This window comes from Streptomyces spinosisporus, assembly GCF_022698145.1.
Taxonomy (GTDB): Bacteria; Actinomycetota; Actinomycetes; order Streptomycetales; family Streptomycetaceae; genus Streptomyces; species Streptomyces spinosisporus.
Window position 1 is genome coordinate 245,819 of record NZ_JALDAX010000007.1, and the last position, 19,318, is coordinate 265,136.

Genomic DNA, 19,318 nt, shown 5'->3' on the forward strand with positions numbered 1-19,318 from the left:
GGAGTTGGTGCTCAGACCGGAAGCAGCCGGGTGATCAGGGCGCCGAGCTGGCGGGCGTTGCGGCACTCGTGCATCTCCACCAGTTCCGCGTACTCGGGTGCGGCGGAGTCGCCCGTGCCCCACTGGGCGCGTGGCTCGGGGTTCAACCAGTAGACGCGGCGGGAGCGTTCGGCGATCTGCCGCACCGCCGCGAGGTTCGGGTCGCTCATGTTCGTCCGGGCGTCGCCGAGCACGAACACCGTGGTGCGCGGGCCGACCGCGTCGCCGTACCGCTCGGCGAACTCGCCCAGGGCGACGCCGTAGTCGCTGCTGCCGTGCCAGCCCGTGAGGGTCGCCTCCGCCTGGATGCGCGCGCCCAGACCCTGGGGGTCGGCTGCGCCGTGTTCGAGGAGCGGCGTCACCTCGTCGAGCCGGTTGACGAAGGCGAACACCCGCACCTTGCTGAACTGGTCGTGCAGCGCCTGCACCAGCAGCATCGTGAAGTCCGAGAACCCGGACACCGACCCCGACACATCGCACAGCAGCACCAGTTCGGGCCGTACCGGACGACGCCGACGCAGCACCGGATTGACCGGCACACCGCCCGTCGACAGCGATCCGCGCAGGGTGCGGCGCAGGTCGATGCTGCCGCGTGCGGCACGCCGTCTGCGGGCCGCGAGCCGGGTGGCGAGTTTGCGGGCCAGCGGCTGCACCATGCGGCGCAGCTCGGCCAGTTGGAGCTTGCCCGCGTACAGGAAGTCGAGCCGGTCGGGCGTCGTGGCGACCGCGCGCCGGGCCAGCTGGTCGCGGTCGCGCCGTTCGGCGACGCGGCGCCGGGCCTCGGTGGCCACCTGCCGCCGGAAGGTCTCGACACGCCGTCTGATCTCGTCCTCGAGCAGCCGGTCGGTGAACCCCGAAGTGCCGTTCCGCGCACGGAGGTTGTCGCGGACGCGGGCGAACAGCGTCTGCGGGCGCAGCCGGTCGAGCGTCTGCTGCGAGGACCAGCCGCCCGAACCGGGGGAGCCGTAACCCCCGAAGCCGTCCACGGCCTCGGCCGCCAGCCGCGCCATCAGGGCCTCGTCGCCCGCCGCCAGCGCCTCGGCGAGCCGCTCGCGCAGCTCCTCCCGGTCCGTGGGGCCGCCGTCGGGCGCGCCGATGCCGCTCGGGAAGTACAGGTCGAAGACCGGGTCGAACACCTGGCGTTGGACCGTGCCGTGCAGCAGTGTCGCGGCCAGGCCCTCCCGCAGCGCCTCCCGGTCCGTCAGACCCAGCGCCGCCACCGCCTGCGCCGCGTCCACGGTCTCGCCGGTGCCGATCCGCATGCCGTGCGCCCGCAGCGCCCCGACGAGGGACGTGAGGCGCTCCGCCACTCCGGGCGCGGCCGCTTCGGGGGCCGTAGCCTCTGGCGCGGTCACACGGCGTCCAGGTCGAGCTTGGCCGCCGCCTTGAGGACGTCGTCCTGATGCTTGAGCAGGACGCCCAGGCTGTCGTGCACAACGGTCTCGTCCAGCGTGTCGGCGCCGAGCGCGAGCAGGGTGCGGGCCCAGTCGATCGTCTCGGCGACCGACGGCACCTTGCGCAGATCCATGGCGCGCAGCGCACCCACCACCCGCACCACCGAGGAGGCCAGCGCCTCGTCCAGGCCGGGCACCTTCAGCCGTACGATCCGCTGCTCCAGCTCCTCGTCCGGGAAGCCGATGTGCAGGAACAGACAGCGGCGGCGCAGCGCCTCGGACAGCTCACGGCTCGCGTTCGAGGTGAGGACCACGAAGGGGCGGCGGGTCGCGGTGATCGTGCCCAGCTCGGGGACGGTGACCTGGAAGTCGCTCAGCACCTCCAGGAGCAAACCTTCCACCTCGACATCGGCCTTGTCGGTCTCGTCGATCAGCAGGACCTTGGGGTCGTCGCCGCGGATCGCCGTGAGCAGCGGGCGGGTCAGCAGGAACTCCTCGCTGAAGATGTCCGTGCGTGTCTCGTCCCACGACTCGTCGCGGCCCGCGCTGATCCGCAGCAGCTGCTTGGCGTGGTTCCACTCGTACAGCGCCCGGGACTCGTCGACGCCCTCGTAGCACTGCAGCCGGACCAGCCGCGCCCCGGCCACCTCGGCCACGGCCTTGGCGAGCTCGGTCTTGCCGACGCCGGCGGGGCCCTCCACCAGCAGCGGCTTGCCCAGGCGGTCGGCGAGGAAGACGGTCGTGGCGACCGCGGGCGAGGCGAGGTATCCGGTGGCGGCCAGCCGCTCGGCGACGTCGTCGACAGACTTGAACAGCAACGGGGCCTCCAGCTCGACACAGCTCTACAGGGGCGGAAGTACTATCTAAGCGCTTGTTCATCGAGTCTGTCACGGGGCCATGGCAGGGGTCACAGGGTAGACCGATCGGTTTCCATGCCGCGGTCGACGGAGGTAACCTCGCCGTATGACCACGACAGACAAGGCGTCCACGAAGGACCGGCTGCTCGACGCGGCCGCCGAGCTCTTCTACCGCGACGGCGTCTCCATCGGCGTCGAGGCCCTGTGCCGGACCGCCGGAGTCTCCAAGAGGTCGATGTACCAGCTCTTCGCGAGCAAGGACGAGGTGCTCGCGGCGAGTCTGGAGCGCCGTGCCCCGGGATACGCGGCCCAGCTCCAGCCCGGCCCGGACGACGCCCACACGCCGCGCGAACGCATCCTGTACGTCTTCGAGAAGGCCGAGAAGATGTCGGTCGAGCCCGACTACCAGGGCTGCCCCTTCCTTGCGGCGCTGGTCGAGCTGAAGGACCCCGAGCACCCGGCGAGCCTGGTGGCCCGCGAGGCCAAGGAGCAGCTGCAGGAGGCGTTCCGCACACAGGCGGAGCTCGGCGGCGCCCGGGACCCGGAGCTCCTGGCCCGTCAGCTGATGCTGGTCTTCGACGGCGCCAGCGCCCGCGCCGGAGCCCGCATCGAGAAGCTGGACGGACTCACCACGGCGACGGCGACGACTCTGCTGGATGCGGCGGGCGTGGCATAGCGAAACGGGCGCGGCACAAACAGGTACAGCACGGCGAAAGGGGCGACCGCCGCAGCAGCCGCCCCTCGCCTCCCCCTGACGCGCCCCCGCGCCCTCCCCTCACGCCGCGAGCCCCACCGCCTCCACCGCCGGAGCCCGCAGCGCCCGCCGCGCCGTCACCAGGCTCGTCCCCAGCGTCACGGCCACGGCGAGCGCGACGACCGCGACGTAGATGCCGAATCCCTGGTGCGGCAGCACCGAGTCGCTGCGGACGAGCGTGAACGGGACGATCCCCGCGAGCGCCGCGACCGTGCCGAAGGACACGCCGACGACCGTCACGATCAGCCCCTCGGCGCCCACCGTGCCCAGCACCTGCCCTGGCGTCGCACCGGCCAGCCGCTGCTGTCCGAACTCCCGGCGGCGGTAAGTCGTGGCCGCGTAGAGCGAGTTGACGAGCATGATGCAGACGAAGACCACGATGATGCCGACGACGGTGAGGTTCAGCGACTCCAGGTTCTTGGCGTCGACTGACTTCGTCAGCCCCGAGGCCTCGATGGCGTCGCTCTCCACCGCCTGCATGTAGAGCGTCGCCGTGGCCATCGCCGTGAAGAGGATCAGCGACATCAGGATCCCCGCGAGATGGTCCGCCCGTTCGCGCAGATTGCGCACCGCCAGCCAGCCGCTCGCGCCGGTCAGCTCCAGCCGGTCCAGCACGCCCTTCAGCAGCCGCGGCGCGAGCAGCGCGAAGCCCACTGACAGCAGGATCGCACCGTACGCGGGCGGCGCCATCAGCGCGGCGTCCTTCGCCGAGAACGCGAACGTCGACAGCACCGACACACCGCCGACGCCGAGAGCGGCGTACGCGAGCAACGTCCGTGCCCTGCCTCGCTGTTCACGCCGGCGCGTGGCCCGCCGTACGGCGAGGAAGGCGGCGCCTGCCGCCGCGAGCAGCGTGACCGCGATGCCGGAGTCCAGCGCGAACACCCCGAAGGAGTAGTCGACCGACCGCGCGACCTGCCCGCTGTCCTGGAACGCGTCCAGCAGGAGCCGTCCGCCGAGCATCGCCGGGCCGATCGCGAGCACCGCCCCGATCAGCGCCACGGCCACCGCCTCACCCACGACCATCCGCTTGATCTGCGCCGGGGTCGCCCCCGAGCAGCGCAGCAGCTCCAACTCGGCAGTGCGCTGACGGACGTTGACCGTGAGCGTGGAGGCGACGGCGAAGAACACCAGCAGGGTGCCGTAGCCGCCGACGACGCTCGCGGAGGTGCTGAGGGTGTCGTGGCTGACCGCGTCCACACCGGCCTGTCCGGCCGTGTCCTGCAGCGAGTTGAACATCATGACGATCACCGCGCCGAGGAAGGCGGACAGCAGCGTCGCGAGAAAGCGCCCGGGCCGCTGCCGGACCGACCGCATCGCCAGTACGAACATCGCTCACACCCCCGCCGTCACGTCGTCGCCCAGGTGCGCGAGGCGTTCGGCCACCGCGTCCGCGTTCGGCGCGTCCATCCGGCCCGCAAGGCGGCCGTCCGCCAGGAACAGCACCGCGTCGGCGTAGGAGGCGGCCACCGGGTCGTGCGTCACCATCACCACGGTCCGGCCGTGCACCCGCACCGCCTCCTGCAGCAGCCGCAGCACGTCACGGGCGCTGCGGGTGTCCAGCGCGCCCGTCGGCTCGTCCGCGAAGATCACCCGGGGCTCCGCGACGAGCGCGCGGGCGATCGCCACACGCTGCCGCTGACCGCCCGACAGCTGGCCGGGACGGTGACCGAGCCGGTCACCGAGACCGACCTGGGTGAGCACCTCCCGGGCCCGCCGACGGTCCACCCGCTGCCCGGCGAGCTTCAGTGGCAGCACCGTGTTCTGCGCGACCGTCAGGGTGTCGAGGAGGTTGTACTGCTGGAAGACGAAGCCGATCCGGCCGCGCCGGAACCTGGTCAGCTCGGCCTCGCTCCCGCCCGTCAGCTCGGTGCCGTCCACCCGCACGATGCCGCTGTCGGGCCGGTCAAGACCCGCCGCGCACTGCAGCAAAGTCGACTTGCCCGATCCGGACGGCCCCATCACCGCGGTGAACGTGCCACGGCCCAGCCCCAACGTCACCCCGTCCAGGGCCTTCACGGCGCCGCCGTCCGTGCCGTACGTCTTGCTGACCTTGACCAGCCGCAGCGCCTCGGCGGCGGGTCCCGTGTCCTGCGTGCGTCGCGAGCCTGCGCGAAACATCCTCATCACTCTCCGTCCGGCACGCCCTGTGCCCTGTCCACGAAGCTATGGAGAGCGAGGCCGCACCACATGGGGCGCAGAACCCGTATCGCGGGGTGTACCCAGCACCACCCGTGCGCCCGGGACACCCCCGTACGGGCCACCACAACGCGCCGTGCCCGCCGCCCGCCGGTGCAATGGAGCCGTGACCGGGCCACCGGACGACTGCCTCGCGCGCAACGAGTGGATCTGCGGTGAGTATCTGAGCACCCGCCGCCAGATCCTCCTCGACGCGGTCCTGCAGCATCTGCAACTGACCGGGATCTCGGTGCTGATCGGCCTGGTCCTGGCCGTGCCGCTGGCGGTACTGGCACGTCGCTGGCGCTGGTCGGCGGGTCCGGTCCTGGCCGTCACGACGATCCTGTACACGATCCCGTCGCTGGCGATGTTCTCGCTGCTCCTGCCCGTCTACGGCCTCTCCGCGAGCCTGGTCGTCGCAGGACTCGTGCTGTACTCGCTGACCCTGCTCGTACGCAACATCCTGGCCGGGCTGCGGGCGGTCCCCGAGGAGACCCGGCAGGCCGCACGCGGCATGGGCTACGGCCCCATCCGCCTCCTGCTCACCGTCGAACTGCCGCTCGCCGTGCCCGCCGCGATGGCCGGACTGCGCGTCGCCACGGTCTCGGCGGTCTCCCTGGTCACGGTGGGCGCGATCGTCGGCTTCGGTGGACTCGGCAACCTCATCTACTCCGGCATGAACACCTACTTCAAGGCGCAGGTGCTGACCGCGTCCGTGCTGTGCGTGGTGATCGCGGTCGCCGCCGACGTACTGCTCCTCGGCATCCAGCGCCTGCTCACCCCGTGGACCAGGGCGGCCCGCTCATGACGACCCTGACCGACGCCTGGCACTCGCTCACCGACCCCGCCCACTGGCCCGGCGACGACGGCATCGGGCACCGGCTCGTGCAGCACCTGGTGCTGACCGTCGTCTGCCTGGCCGTCAGCTGTCTGATCGCCCTGCCGGTCGCGCTCGTCCTCGGCCACCTCGGCAAGGGCGGGGCACTGGCGGTCAACATTTCCAACGCCGGCCGCGCTATCCCCACCTTCGCCGTGCTCGTCCTGCTCCTGCTGACACCGGTCGGCAACTGGGGCGAGGGCCCGACGGTGGTCGCCCTGGTGCTGTTCGCGGTGCCGCCGCTGCTCACCAACGCCTACGTCGGCATGCGCGAGGTGGACCGCGATGTCGTACGGGCCGCACGGGGCATGGGGATGACGGGCCGGCAGATGCTGTTCCGGGTGGAACTGCCCCTCGCCCTCCCGATAATCATGAACGGGGTGCGGATCGCCGCCGTCCAGCTCGTGGCGACCGCGACCATCGCCGCCCTGGCGGGCGGGGGCGGACTCGGCCGGATCATCACCGCGGGCTTCAACCTCGCCAGTACGCCGCAGGTGGTCGCCGGGGCGATCCTCGTCGCCGTGTTCGCGCTGATCGTGGAGGGGATCTTCGAGACGGCGGAACGGCTCGCGCCGCACTGGGCGAGGAGTGCGCGATGAGGCGGCCGCTCGCGATGAGACGGCCGTTCGCGCTGACCACCGTGCTGCTGCTCGCGGGCTGCACCACCGGACCGTCCCTGGAGACCCGTTCGGAGGTCACCGCCGCACCCGGCGACAGCCACCATCTGACCATCGGCTCGGCCGGTTTCACCGAGAGCGACCTGCTCGCGCAGATGTACGCCCTGCTGCTCGGCAAGGCCGGCTACAAGACGTCCCTGCTCACCGTCGCCAACCGCGAACTCTACGAACCCGCCCTGGAGTCGGGCCAGATCGACGTCGTGCCCGAATACGCGGCCACCTTCGCGGACTGGCTCAACGCCAAGACCAACGGCGCCGACGCGGCGCCCGTCGGCTCACCCGACCTCGGCGCCACGATGACGGCCCTGCGCAAACTGGCCGCGCCCCGCGGCCTCACGGTCCTCGACGCCGGACGCGCCGTCGACCAGAACGCCTTCGCGGTGAGCGCGTCCTACGCCCGCGAGCACGGCCTGAAGACCCTCAGCGACCTCGGCGCCTCGGGCCTGCGGGTGCGGCTCGCGGCGGGCGACGAGTGCGTGCAACGGCCTTACTGCGCACCGGGGTTGAAGAAGACCTACGGCATCGACGTCACCGGTGTCGACCCCAAGGGCGTCGGCACCACGCAGGCCAAGCGGGCCGTGCAGAGCGGCCAGGACCAGCTGGTGCTGACCACCACGACCGACGCCACCCTCCCCGGCTTCGGCCTGGTCCTCCTCGCCGACGACAAGCACCTCCAGAACGCCGACTACGTCGTCCCGGTCGTCAACCGTTCCCGCGCGGGCGGCAAGGGCGCCACCGCCGCGCTCGACCGGCTCAACGACGTGCTCACCACCGCCGATCTCGCCTCCATGAACGAACAGGTCGACAGCTGGCGGCGGTTGGCGAAGGACGTGGCGCGCAGCTATCTGCGCGACAAAGGTCTTCTCAAGTAGGCGGTCTCCTCCAAGAGGCGCGGGCGTTGTCAGTGGCGGCTTGTACTTTGCGGGCATGGGTGTCTATCTCGTCAACGTGAGTGCGCAGGAATGGTCCGACGCCGAGGAGGAGGGCGGCAAGGGGGAGATCGCCGCGGGGCTCGACGCCGAGCTGCGGCGGCGGGGGCTTCCGCCGTACGAGGTCGCGGCGAGGGAGGAGCCGGCCTGGTTCGAGGAGAAGCTGAGCCCTTCCATGGAGGGGTTCGTCGCGCTGTGCCGGGCGCATCTGACGCCCGCGGAGCAGCAGACCCTCAGCGACTGGTCGGTGCTGGTGCCGGTCTCGCTCGACGAGGAGATACGACTGCCCATCGCCTCGGGCTACACGGACACGACGGTGATCGCGGGAGCGCCGCAAGTGCTCGCCCTCGCCCAGCGGCTGGCCACGATCCTCGGCCTGCCCGCCGAGACACCGGAGGATGCGGGGAACCTCGGACTGACATTCTGGTTCCTCGAAGGGGAGGCGGAGGCACTGGCGGCCACCCGTCCCGGGCCGTGGTCCGAGGACCTGGACACCACCTTCTACGTGGCGCTCTACCTGCGGGCGGCACAGCACTCGTTGCGTCACGGATGTCCCGTGGCCTACAGCTGAAGCTGAACCGCCCCTTACCGTGCAACCCGCGTGCGGGCCGTCACGCGTCCGCCACCGAGTCGAAGTCCACCTGCCCCCGCGCCACCCCGAGCGCGTCCGCGTCCACCGAGCGACGTAGCGCCTCGTGCAGCTTGGCCGGCGTCAGCACGCCCAGGAAACGGGAACCGTCCAGCACCGCGACCCACCCCGCGTCGTGCTGCAGCATCACGCCGAACGCCTGCTTGAGGGGCGCGCCCACCGGCACCCAGGCCTTCATCCGGTGCACCCGGTCACCGACCGCACCGGACGAGCCGAGGTCGTCGATGCCGACCCAGCCGTGCAGATCGCCCTGCGCGTCGAGGACGACGGCCCAGCGCGCGCCGTCCGTCCGCAGCCGCCCGGCCGCGCCCGCGGCCGACTCGTCCAGCCGGGCCACCGGCGGCTGCTCCAGGTCGTCGGCCTCGATCTCGGTGACCGACAGCCGCTTCAGGCCCCGGTCGGCGCCGACGAACCCGGCGACATACGGCGTCGCAGGAGTGCCGAGCACCGCCCCGGGCGTGTCGAACTGCTCGATCCGCCCCTGCCCGTACACGGCGATCCGGTCGCTCAGCCGTACCGCCTCCTCGATGTCGTGCGTGACCAGCAGCACCGTCTTGCGCACCGCCGCCTGCATCCGCAGGAACTCGTCCTGCAACTGCTCCCGCACGACCGGGTCGACGGCGCCGAACGGCTCGTCCATCAGCAGCACCGGCGGATCGGCGGCCAACGCCCGCGCCACGCCGACCCGTTGCCGCTGACCACCGGAGAGCTGGTCGGGATAGCGCGGCCCGTACCGCTTGGGATCCAGGCCGACCAGATCGAGCAGTTCGGCCGCCCGCGCGCGGGCCCTCGCCCGCTTCCAGCCGATCAGCGCGGGCACCGTCGCCGTGTTGTCGAGGACCGTGCGGTGCGGGAAGAGGCCCACCTGCTGGATGACGTAACCGATCCGCCGCCGCAGCTGCACGGGGTCGACGCCGGCGATGTCCTCGCCGTTCACGAGGATCCGCCCGGAGGTCGGCTCGATGAGCCGGTTGACCATCATCATCGTGGTCGTCTTGCCGCAGCCGGAGGGACCGACGAGCGTGACGAGCTCGCCCTCGGACACCTCGAAACTCAGTTCGTCCACGGCCGTCGTACCGTCCGGATACCGCTTGGTGACCTGCTCGAACCGGATCATGATCACACGCTAACGGTGCGGCCCCCGCTCGGCCCGTCAGCGGCGTCCCACCGGGGGTGAGGCCTCTATTCCGTTTTTGAACGGTTTCAATCATCCGACTCGGCGCATTCAGCCATTGTTGGAACCTGTGCACAATTTCCGCTGCCCGAACGGTAGACGACTGCCACAACTGCCACTAGCTTCACCGTCGACCGCCCTGAAACGTTACAACTCCGAGCAGCCGAAGGGACACGGCATGACCGACGGAGTCGACAGCAGGAACGGCAGGAACGGCAGGACAGTGCGCCGGAGAACGGTGCTCACCACCGCGCTGGGCGTGGTGCCCGTCGCCCTGGCGGGTGGCATGGGAGGCGCGGGACCGGCCTCGGCCGCGCCGCTCGGGGAGCGCGGCACCGTCGAGGGCCTCACCGTCGAGCACCGCACCAACCCCCTGGGCGTGGACGCCGCCCACCCGCGCTTCGGCTGGCGCATCGCGTCCTCGGCCCGGGGTCGGCGCCAGTCGGCGTACCGCATCCTCGTCGCGTCCTCGGCCGAGCGCCTCGCCCGGGGCCACGCCGACGTCTGGGACAGCGGCCGGATCACCGCCGCCGACTCGGTGGCCATCCGCTACGCCGGAGACGCCCTGCGCCCCTCGACCCGCCACCACTGGACGGTCCAGGTGTGGGACGAGCGCGGCCGCCCCCTCCCGGCCGCCCCGCCCGCGTACTTCGAGACCGGACTGCTCAGCACCGACGGCGTGACCGGCTGGGACGGCGCGAAGTGGATCAGCATGGCGGGCAAGGCACCGGGCAGCGCCGGTTCGCCGCTGCTGAGACGGGAGACGGCCCTCAAGGGCCGCCGGGTGAGCGAGGCCCGGCTCTACGTCTCCGCCCTCGGCGTGTACGAGGCCTACGTCAACGGCCGTCGCGTCGAGGCCCCGCAGGACGGCGGCACGACCCCCGAACTGCTCACCCCGGGCTGGACCAACTACGACACCACCGTCAGCTATCTGACCTACGACGTCACCGACCTGATCGGCCAGGACCGCCAGGTCACCCTCGCGGCCGTGCTCGGCAACGGCTGGTACAACAGCCGCATCTCCGAGAACAGCGTCTACTGGTCCGGGGACGGCAACCCCCTCGCCCTCAAGGCCAAACTGCTGATCCGCTACGCCGACGGCTCCACGCAGACCGTCGTGACCACACCCGGCGACGACTGGCGGGCCACGGACACCGGCCCCTACCGCGCCGACGACATCTACGACGGGCAGACCTACGACGCCCGCAAGGAGATACCCGGCTGGACCGCGAGCGGCTTCGACGCCTCAGCGTGGGCCCCGACTGAAGAACACCCGTACGCCGCCAAGTTCCCCGACGCCAAACTGGTCGCCTACCCGGGCGAGAGCGCCCGACTGATGTCCCGCTGGGACCGGCGCGCGCAGTCGGTCACCGTGTACACCGGAGTCACCGGCGAGGCCGGCAGCCCCAACGGCAAGGGCCGTGTCGTCGTCGACCCGAGCCGCACGGTCACCGACCCGTCGAAGGCGGCCACCGCCCAGGTCACCCTGCACCCCGGCGACACCGCCGTGATCGACCTCGGCCAGAACATGGTCGGCGTCCCCCGCTACAGCCTGCGCGGCCCGGCTGGCGCCCAAGTCACCCTCAAACTGGGCGAGATGCTCAACGACACGAGCGCGGGCGCCGACGGCCCCGAGGGCTCGGTCTACCGCGCCAACCTGCGCTCCGCCAAGGCCACCAGCACCTACACCCTCAAGGGCGACCCGGCGGGGGAGACCCACCAGGACTCCCTCACCTTCTACGGCTTCCGCTACGCCTCCGTCACCGCGACGGACACCGTCACCCTCACCGGCCTGACCGGCAAGGTCGCCACCTCCGCCATCCGCGAGACCGGCACGATCAGCACCGACGACGCCACCGTCAACCAGCTGATCAGCAACGTCCATTGGGGCCAGCGCGGCAACTACCTCTGGGTGCCCACCGACTGCCCGCAGCGCGACGAACGCCTCGGCTGGACCGGCGACACCCAACTCTTCTCCAACACCGGCCTCTACAACGCCGACGCCGTCAACTTCCTCAGCCACTTCGAGGACTCCCTGATCGAGTCGCAGAAGACCTACGGTGCGGACGGCGCCCAGTTCACCCATGTCGCCCCCGGCAACCGCTACAACGGGCCCGAACCGGCGAGCGGTTGGGCCGACGTCGGCGTGGTCGTGCCGTGGACGGTCTGGCAGATGTCGGGCGACACCACGATCATCGACCGCAGTTGGACGGCGATGACGGCGTACCTGGACTGGATCCACGCCCGCACCGGCGACGCCTACGCGGGCCAGGGCGCGATCTTCGGGGACTGGCTCGCCTTCCAGGACACCAGCACCCAGCTCATCAGCGACGTCTACTACGGCCACAGCGCCCGCCTCATGGCCGACATGGCCCGCGCCACCGGCCGCACCGCCGAAACCGCCGCCTACGAGGACCTGTTCAACCACATCAAGCGGGCGTTCATCACCAAGTACGTCGTCACCGACCCGGCCACCGGAAAGATCACCGTCCGCTCCAGCCTCGGCAACGCCCCCTCCACGGGCGGCAAGGCCGAGGACAACACCCAGACGTCGCTGCTGTGGATCCTCAAACTCGGCTTCTACGACACCGAGGCCCAGCGCCGCGAGCTGGTCAGGATGCTCGGCGACAACATCGGCAACGACGCGGCCTACAAGGCCGCCCACCCCGACAGCACGCGCGTGAAGTACACCGAGAACACCCTCTCCGTCGGCTTCCTCGGCGTGAACGTGCTCGCCCCGGTCCTCACCGACGAGGGCCGCGTCGACCTGGCGTACAAGCTGCTGCACCAGGACGCGATGCCGTCCTGGCTGTTCTCGGTGAAGAACGGCGCCACCACCGTCTGGGAGCGCTGGAACTCGTACTCCAAGCAGGACGGGTTCGGGCCGGTCGACATGAACTCCTTCAACCACTACTCCTACGGCGCGATCATGGAGTGGATGTACGAGAGCATGGCCGGCATCGCCAAGGACCCGGCCCAGCCCGGCTTCCAGCATTTCTTCCTGCAGCCGCACGTCGACCCGACCGGAAACATCACGCGGGTCTCGGGCTCGCATCTCTCCCCGTACGGCGAGATCACCAGCGCCTGGACGGCCACGGACCGGCGGCTCACCTACCGGGCCACCGTGCCCGCCAATAGCACGGCCACCCTGCACATCCCCACCACCGACCCGGACACCGTCCGCGAGGGCCGCACCCCACTCGCCCGCGTGCGGGGGGTGAAGTACCTGGGCTTCGCGGACGGCACGGCCTCCTACCGACTCCCGTCAGGGAGCTACGAGTTGACGTCCGCGCTCGGCTGATCGCTCACCAGCACCACCTCCAGGGTGCGCGGACCGTGCACCCCCTCGACCCGGTCGAGCTCGATGTCACTGGTCGCCGAAGGACCGGAGATCCAGGTCAACGGGCGGGCCGGGTCGAGGCGTTCGAGCGCCTGGGGCACGGAGGAGACGACCTGTTCCGGGACCCGTACGACACAGATGTGGTGGTCGGGGACGAGGGTGATGCGGCGGCGACCCTGGTCCGGGGAGCCGTCGAGGACGATGGTGCCGGTCTCGGCGACGGCGACGGCGCAGCCGGTGACGACGCTGTCGACCTGGTCGAGTTCGTGCGGGGTGCTCTCGGCGCGGTCGGGGACCCGCTCGGCGTCCGTGCCTGCGAGCCACTGCGCGTCCGCACCCGGCGGTACCAGAACCGTCTTCGAGCCCCGTGCGGTCAGCAACCGGCCGATCTGCGCCGCCAGTTCACCCGAAGTACAGCGGTGCACGACTGCCCGGTAGTCCGCCAGATTCTCCGCCAGCAGATCCACCGTCTCCTCGACACTCCGCTCGCCGTGCTCGCGCAGATACTCCCGCGGAACCGCCTCCTCGTACGGAGTCTCGTCGTGCGGTACGTCGGCGAGTGCGCGCCGCACCCGGCCCAACACCCGTTCCCTGCTGCTCACTTGGCGCCGCCCTTTCCACCGTTGGTCCGCTGCCACCAGTCCCGGAACGGCTCGGCCGGAACCGCCGGCAGATCCCGGCTGCCGCTCCATGCCTTGCCCGGCCCGGGCAGGGTGCGTGGATGCAGGCGCCGGGTGCGGGAGGCGAGGCGCTGGCCGGTGCGCAGGGCGCCGGGGTGGGTGAACGCCCAGCGTGCCGCGCGCATCGCCGCCCGCTCGGCCGCGTGCCCCTTCGCGGGCTGCAGCACCACCTTGTTGCCCTCGCGGACCACCTGCCCGCCCTCCACGACCCGCTCCCGCAGATGCACCAATACCTCGGGGATGTCGATCGCGACCGGGCACACCTCGTAGCAGGCACCGCACAGCGACGAGGCGTACGGCAGTGAGGCGTCGATCTCGCTTGCCGTGCCCCGCAGTTGGGGGCTGAGGATCGCGCCGATCGGGCCCGGGTACACCGAGCCGTAGGCGTGGCCACCCGCCCGCTCGTACACCGGGCAGACGTTGAGGCAGGCCGAGCAGCGGATGCAGCGCAGGGCCTGGCGGCCGACCTCGTCGGCGAGGGTGTCGGTGCGGCCGTTGTCGAGCAGGACCAGGTGGAAGTTCTGCGGGCCGTCCCCGTCCGTCGTGCCGGTCCACATCGAGGTGTACGGGTTCATGCGCTCGGCCGTCGAGGAGCGGGGGAGGGTCTGCAGGAACACCTCCAGGTCCCGCCAGGTCGGCACGATCTTCTCGATGCCGACGACCGAGATCAGCGTCTCGGGCAGGGTCAGGCACATCCGTCCGTTGCCCTCGGACTCGACGACCACCAGCGTGCCGGTCTCGGCGACCATGAAGTTGGCACCGGAGATGCCGACCTTGGCGCGCAGGAACTTCTCGCGCAGATGCAGGCGCGCCGCCTCGGCGAGTTCGGCGGGGGTGTCGGTCAGGCCTTCGGGGGCGGGGCGGCCCCACTCGCTCATCTCGCGCTCGAAGATGTCCCGGATCTCGCCGCGGTTGCGGTGGATGGCCGGGACGAGGATGTGCGAGGGCCGGTCCTTGCCCAACTGCACGATCAGCTCGGCGAGATCGGTCTCGTAGGCGCGGATGCCCTCCGCCTCCAGGGCCTCGTTGAGCCCGATCTCCTGCGTGGCCATCGACTTGACCTTGACGACCTCCGACTCGCCGGTCTCCTTGACCAGTCGGGCGACGATCCGGTTGGCCTCGTCGGCGTCGGCCGCCCAGTGCACCGTGCCGCCCGCGGCCGTGACCGACTCCTCCAACTGCTCCAGATATTGGTCGAGATGACGCAGCGTATGGTCCTTGATCCGCTTGCCGGCCTCCCGCAGCACCGCCCAGTCGGACACCTCCGCGACGGCCTTGGCCCGCTTGGCGCGGATGGTGTGCGTGGCATGGCGCAGATTCCCGCGCAGGGTCTGGTTGCCCACCGCCTCGTGCGCGGCCTTCGGAAAGGCCGGCATCCCCTCGAACGTCCCGCTCATGCCGCCGGTTCCTCCTCCGTGCTCGCCAGGATCTCCGCGATGTGCACCGGCCGCATGCCGCTGTCGAGCCGCGTCATCGTGCCGCCGATGTGCATCAGACAGGAGTTGTCGGCCGCGCACAGCACCTCCGCGCCCGTCGACTCGGCGTTGCGCACCTTGTCCGCGCCCATCGCCGCCGAGACATCGGAGTTCTTCAGGGCGAAGGTGCCGCCGAAGCCGCAGCACTCCTCCGCGCCCGGCAGCTCGACCAGCTCCAGGCCCTTCACTGCCTGAAGCAGACGCCGCGGGCGGTCCCCGAGCCCCAGGCTGCGCAGCCCGTGGCAGGTCGGGTGATAGGTGACCCGGTGCGGATAGCAGGCGCCGACATCGGTCACCCCCAGGACGTCCACCAGGAACTCCGTCAGCTCGTACGTCTTCGGCACCACCCGCTCCAGCGTCGCCGCGAGCGCGTCCCCGCGCCCCTCGGCCCGGGCCCGCTCACCCATCCGCGGATACAGTTCCCGCACCATCGCCCCGCAGGAACCGGACGGCGTCACGATCGCCTCGTAGTCCGCGAAGACATCGGAGAAATGCCGGGCCAGCGGCTCGGTCTCATGCCGGTATCCGGTGTTGTAGTGCGCCTGCCCACAGCAGGTCTGGGCCATCGGGAAGTCGACCTCGACGCCCAGCCTGGTCAGCAGTTTCACCACGGCGCGCCCGGTGTCCGGATAGAGCGTGTCATTGACACAGGTCAGGAACAGGGCGACACGCATCGCGGCTCCTAGTTGTCGATCATCGGATGGGTGAAGCGTAGTCCGGGCGTCGGGGTCCGGGGGAGACCCCGCTCACCCTCCGGCGAGCCGGGTCTGCGCCTCGGTCCAGCGTGCGGTGTCGCCGCGCGGCTCGTACCGGGTGAGCTGCTGGGTGCGGGTGAGCAGGCGTCGCATGCCCGGAAGGTCGCCGACGAGCCCGTGGGCCCGGGCCTGCACCAGGACGTTCCCGAGTGCGGCCGCCTCCGTCGGACCGGCCACCACCGGCAGCCCGCAGGCGTCGGCGGTCAGCTGGCACAGCAGGGCGTTGCGGGTGCCGCCGCCCACGATGTGCACGACGTCCACCGGATGGTCGGCCAGCCGCTGGGCCTCCTCGATGGCCTTGCGGTGCGCGAGGGCGAGGGAGTCGAGGATGCAGCGGGTGGTCTCGGCGGGCGTGGCGGGCACCGGCTGCCCCGAGGCACGGCATGCCTCGGCGATCCGCTCCGGCATCCGGCCCGGCGCGAGGAACGCCGCGTCGCCCGCGTCCACCACCGACCGCAGGGCCGGCACCTCGGCCGCCGCCGACAGCAGGCCGCCCAACTCCGGCTCGCCCCAGGCCCGTACGCACTCCTGGAGCAGCCACAGCCCCATGATGTTGCGCAGATACCGGACCGTGCCGTCCAGCCCCAGCTCATTGGTGAAGTTCGCAGCCCGGCTCGCCTCGCTCAGCACGGGCGCACCCAGCTCCAGACCGGCCAGCGACCAGGTCCCCGTGCAGATGTACGCGAACCGCTCACCGTCGGCCGGTACGGCGGCCACCGCGGACGCCGTGTCGTGCGAGCCGACGGTCGTCACCGGCACCGGGCCGCGCAGCCCGGTCTCCTCCAGCACCTCGGGCCGCAGCAGGCCCGCCGGATCGCCCGGCTGCCGCAGGGGCGCGAACAGGCCGAGGTCGACCCCCAGCCGTGAGGCGACGTCGTACGACCAGTCCCGGGTGCGGGGGTCGATCAGCTGGGTGGTGGAGGCGTTGGTCAGCTCGGTGCCCTGCTCGCCGGTCAGCCAGTACGCCAGCAGATCCGGGATCAGCAACAACCGTTCCGCTGCGACCAGTTGTGCCGACCCGCGCGCCGCCACCAGCTGGTAGAGCGTGTTGAAGGGCGCGTACTGCAGCCCGGTCGCCGCATACAGCTCCTCGGCGGGCAGCGTCGCCCACACCTTCTCCGGGACGCCTTCGGTGCGCGGGTCGCGGTAGTGGACGGGGTTGCCGAGCAACGCCCCGTCCGCGTCCAGCAGTCCGTAGTCCACGGCCCAGCTGTCGATGCCGACGGAGTCCACCCGGCCCGCGGCCCGCAGCCCGTCCAGGACACCGCCGTACAGCGCGAGGATGTCCCAGCGCAGCCCCTCCGGCACCCGCACCGGCCGGTTCACGAACCGGTGCGCCTCGGTGAGTTCCAGGCTGTCGGGGCCGACGCGGCCGACCATGACGCGCCCGCTGGACGCGCCGAGGTCGACCGCGGCGTACGACTGGACGTCCGCGCTCATCGTAGGAAGGCGGCCGCGACGCCGGCGTCGACCGGGACGTGCAGGCCGGTTGTGTGCGTCAACTCCCCGCCGGTCAGCGCGAACACGGCGTTGGCGACATGCTCCGGCAGCACCTCGCGCTTGAGGATGGTGCGCTGGGCGTAGAACTCGCCGAGCTTCTCCTCCGGCACCCCGTACACGGCCGCACGCTGCGCCCCCCAGCCGCCGGCGAAGATCCCGGAACCGCGCACCACGCCGTCCGGGTTGACGCCGTTGACCCGGATGCCGTGCTCGCCCAACTCGGCGGCCAGCAGCCGCACTTGGTGGGCCTGGTCGGCCTTGGTGGCGGAGTAGGCGATGTTGTTGGGGCCGGCGAAGACGGCGTTCTTGGAGGCGATGTAGACGATGTCGCCGCCGAGGTTCTGCGCGGTCATCACCCGGGCCGCCTCGCGCGAGACCAGGAAGGAGCCGCGCGCCATGATGCCGTGCTGCAGGTCCCAGTCGCGCGCCGACGTCTCCAGCAGCGGCTTGGAGATGGAGATGCCGGCGTTGTTCACGACCAGATCGACCCCGCCGAAGGCGAGCACGGCGGCCTTGAAGGCCGCGGCGATCTGCTCCTCCGAGGTGACGTCGACGGTCACGGCGACGGCCTTGTCCGGGCCGCCCAACTCCTCGGCGACAGCTGCCGCGTTGTCGGCGTTGAGGTCGGCGACGACGACACAGGCGCCCTCACCGACCAGCCGCTGCGCGATCGCCTTCCCGATCCCGCTGCCCGCGCCGGTGACGAGGGCGATACGGGTGGCCAGTGCCTTGGGCTTGGGCATCCGCTGGAGCTTGGCCTCCTCCAACGCCCAGTACTCGATGCGGAACTTCTCCGACTCCTCGATGGGCGCGTAGGTCGAGACGGCCTCGGCCCCACGCATCACGTTGATGGCGTTGACGTAGAACTCGCCCGCCACCCGCGCCGTCTGCTTGTCCTTGCCGAAGGAGAACATGCCGACGCCCGGGACGAGCACGATCGCCGGGTCGGCGCCGCGCATCGCGGGGGAGTCGGGGGCCGCGTGCCGCTCGTAGTAAGCGGCGTACTCCTCGCGGTAGGCGGCGTGCAGCTCCTTCAGCCGCGCGATCGCCTCCTCCAGCGGGGCGGTGGGCGGCAGGTCGAGGACCAGCGGGCGGACCTTGGTGCGCAGGAAGTGGTCCGGGCACGAGGTGCCAAGGGCGGCGAGCCGCGGGTGCTCGGCGCGGGCCAGGAAGTCCAGCACCACGTCCGCGTCGGTGAAGTGCCCCACCTGAGGCCTGTCCTGGGAGGCGACCGCACGGACGTACGGCGCCAACGCCGCGGCCCGCTCCCGCCGTTCGGCCTCGGGCAGGCCCTCGTAGCCCTCGATCACCGGCCCGAAGGGCTCGGCCTTCCCCCGCTCGGCGAGGAAGGCCTCGGCGGTGCGGATGATGTGCAGGGAGTTGCGCTCGCACTCCTCGGAGGTGTCGCCCCACGCCGTGATCCCGTGCCCGCCCAGAATGCAGCCGACGGCCTGCGGGTTGGCCTCCTTGACCGCCGCGATGTCGAGGCCGAGCTGGAACCCGGGCCGCCGCCACGGCACCCACACCACCGAGTCGCCGAAGCACTCGGCGGTCAGCTTCTCCCCGTCGGCGGCACAGGCCAGCGCGATCCCCGAGTCGGGGTGCAGATGATCGACGTGCGGGGCCTCGACGAGCCCGTGCATGGCCGTGTCGATGGACGGCGCCGCGCCGCCCTTGCCGTGCAGGCAGTAGTCGAAGGCGGCGACCATCTCGTCCTCGCGCTCGACGCCCGGATAGACGCCCTGGAGCGCCCGCAGCCGGTCCAGCCGCAGCACGGCGAGGCCGCCCTCGGTGAGCGTGCCGAGGTCGCCACCGGACCCCTTGACCCACATCAGCTCCACGTCACCCCCGGTCACGGGGTCGGTCGCGGTGCCCTTCGCCGAGGCGTTCCCCCCGGCGTAGTTGGTGTTGCGCGGATCAGCGCCCAACCGATGCGACCGTGCAAGCAGAGCGTCGGCTTCGGGATGCGATGCCATGTCCATTCAGTCCTTCAAAAAGATACGGATGTGAAGCGCCCCGAAAGGGGCGCGGGGAACTGCG

Annotated in this window: 16 protein-coding genes; 6 read left to right on the forward strand and 10 right to left on the reverse strand. The window is 71.3% G+C overall.

The window, feature by feature from the left end:
* Positions 1 to 11 precede the first annotated feature (11 nt).
* Both MQN93_RS20615 and MQN93_RS20620 read right to left on the reverse strand, forming a co-directional pair.
* Positions 12 to 1,394 (reverse strand): vWA domain-containing protein, encoded by a 1,383-nt coding sequence (locus tag MQN93_RS20615; protein WP_505016692.1) that lies wholly within the window; start codon positions 1,392 to 1,394, stop codon positions 12 to 14.
* Positions 1,391 to 2,251, reverse strand: a complete 861-nt coding sequence (locus tag MQN93_RS20620) for an AAA family ATPase (RefSeq protein WP_016430834.1) — start codon at positions 2,249 to 2,251, stop codon at positions 1,391 to 1,393. Before MQN93_RS20620 ends, MQN93_RS20615 begins: the two co-directional genes overlap by 4 nt.
* A gap of 145 nt (positions 2,252 to 2,396) precedes the next feature.
* On the opposite strand from MQN93_RS20620, the gene MQN93_RS20625 reads away from it, so the two are divergent.
* Complete coding sequence (locus MQN93_RS20625) at positions 2,397 to 2,966, forward strand: TetR/AcrR family transcriptional regulator (RefSeq protein ID WP_242710709.1); 570 nt, start codon at positions 2,397 to 2,399, stop codon at positions 2,964 to 2,966.
* A gap of 99 nt (positions 2,967 to 3,065) precedes the next feature.
* Here the strand turns inward: MQN93_RS20625 and MQN93_RS20630 are convergent, their stop codons facing one another.
* Complete coding sequence (locus MQN93_RS20630; protein ID WP_242710710.1) at positions 3,066 to 4,376, reverse strand: FtsX-like permease family protein; 1,311 nt, start codon at positions 4,374 to 4,376, stop codon at positions 3,066 to 3,068.
* A gap of 3 nt (positions 4,377 to 4,379) precedes the next feature.
* On the reverse strand, positions 4,380 to 5,165 hold the full coding sequence (locus MQN93_RS20635; RefSeq protein ID WP_242710830.1) for an ABC transporter ATP-binding protein: 786 nt from the start codon (positions 5,163 to 5,165) through the stop codon (positions 4,380 to 4,382).
* A 184-nt stretch (positions 5,166 to 5,349) separates the two neighbouring features.
* Between MQN93_RS20635 and MQN93_RS20640 the strand changes: the two genes are divergently transcribed.
* Genes MQN93_RS20640 through MQN93_RS20655 form a run of 4 tightly spaced genes read left to right on the forward strand, consistent with a single transcriptional unit; the run spans position 5,350 to position 8,276 of the window.
* Entirely contained in the window at positions 5,350 to 6,030 is a 681-nt protein-coding gene (locus MQN93_RS20640; protein WP_016430830.1) for an ABC transporter permease, read from the forward strand.
* A complete protein-coding gene (locus tag MQN93_RS20645) occupies positions 6,027 to 6,698 on the forward strand; it encodes an ABC transporter permease (protein WP_242710711.1) in 672 nt (223 codons plus the stop codon). The genes MQN93_RS20640 and MQN93_RS20645 overlap by 4 nt, the downstream gene beginning before the upstream one ends.
* A gap of 14 nt (positions 6,699 to 6,712) precedes the next feature.
* The gene (locus MQN93_RS20650; RefSeq protein ID WP_037780718.1) at positions 6,713 to 7,648 is read left to right on the forward strand and encodes an ABC transporter substrate-binding protein; all 936 of its coding nucleotides are present in this window, start codon (positions 6,713 to 6,715) and stop codon (positions 7,646 to 7,648) included.
* Between the two features lie 55 nt (positions 7,649 to 7,703).
* Positions 7,704 to 8,276 (forward strand): hypothetical protein, encoded by a 573-nt coding sequence (locus tag MQN93_RS20655; RefSeq protein WP_242710712.1) that lies wholly within the window; start codon positions 7,704 to 7,706, stop codon positions 8,274 to 8,276.
* Positions 8,277 to 8,316: 40 nt separating this feature from the next.
* On the opposite strand, the gene MQN93_RS20660 is transcribed toward MQN93_RS20655, so the two are convergent.
* Positions 8,317 to 9,471 carry a betaine/proline/choline family ABC transporter ATP-binding protein gene (locus MQN93_RS20660; protein ID WP_242710713.1) on the reverse strand — a complete coding sequence of 385 codons (1,155 nt, stop codon included), beginning with the start codon at positions 9,469 to 9,471 and terminating at the stop codon, positions 8,317 to 8,319.
* A gap of 235 nt (positions 9,472 to 9,706) precedes the next feature.
* Here MQN93_RS20660 and MQN93_RS20665 point away from each other — a divergent pair, with 235 nt between their 5' ends.
* Positions 9,707 to 12,829, forward strand: a complete 3,123-nt coding sequence (locus tag MQN93_RS20665) for an alpha-L-rhamnosidase (RefSeq protein ID WP_242710714.1) — start codon at positions 9,707 to 9,709, stop codon at positions 12,827 to 12,829.
* On the opposite strand, the gene MQN93_RS20670 is transcribed toward MQN93_RS20665, so the two are convergent.
* From MQN93_RS20670 to MQN93_RS20690, 5 genes are all read right to left on the reverse strand, one after another.
* The gene (locus MQN93_RS20670) at positions 12,802 to 13,470 is read right to left on the reverse strand and encodes a LutC/YkgG family protein (protein ID WP_242710715.1); all 669 of its coding nucleotides are present in this window, start codon (positions 13,468 to 13,470) and stop codon (positions 12,802 to 12,804) included. The two genes, MQN93_RS20665 and MQN93_RS20670, sit on opposite strands and share 28 nt — an antisense overlap.
* Positions 13,467 to 14,945: a LutB/LldF family L-lactate oxidation iron-sulfur protein gene (locus tag MQN93_RS20675; protein ID WP_242710716.1), complete on the reverse strand. Its 1,479-nt coding sequence runs from the start codon at positions 14,943 to 14,945 to the stop codon at positions 13,467 to 13,469. Before MQN93_RS20675 ends, MQN93_RS20670 begins: the two co-directional genes overlap by 4 nt.
* Positions 14,942 to 15,697, reverse strand: a complete 756-nt coding sequence (locus MQN93_RS20680) for a (Fe-S)-binding protein (protein ID WP_242710717.1) — start codon at positions 15,695 to 15,697, stop codon at positions 14,942 to 14,944. The genes MQN93_RS20675 and MQN93_RS20680 overlap by 4 nt, the downstream gene beginning before the upstream one ends.
* 72 nt (positions 15,698 to 15,769) lie before the next feature.
* Positions 15,770 to 17,218 (reverse strand): rhamnulokinase, encoded by a 1,449-nt coding sequence (locus MQN93_RS20685; RefSeq protein WP_242710718.1) that lies wholly within the window; start codon positions 17,216 to 17,218, stop codon positions 15,770 to 15,772.
* The gene (locus tag MQN93_RS20690) at positions 17,215 to 19,254 is read right to left on the reverse strand and encodes a bifunctional aldolase/short-chain dehydrogenase (protein ID WP_242710719.1); all 2,040 of its coding nucleotides are present in this window, start codon (positions 19,252 to 19,254) and stop codon (positions 17,215 to 17,217) included. The genes MQN93_RS20685 and MQN93_RS20690 overlap by 4 nt, the downstream gene beginning before the upstream one ends.
* Between the last annotated feature and the right edge of the window lie 64 nt (positions 19,255 to 19,318).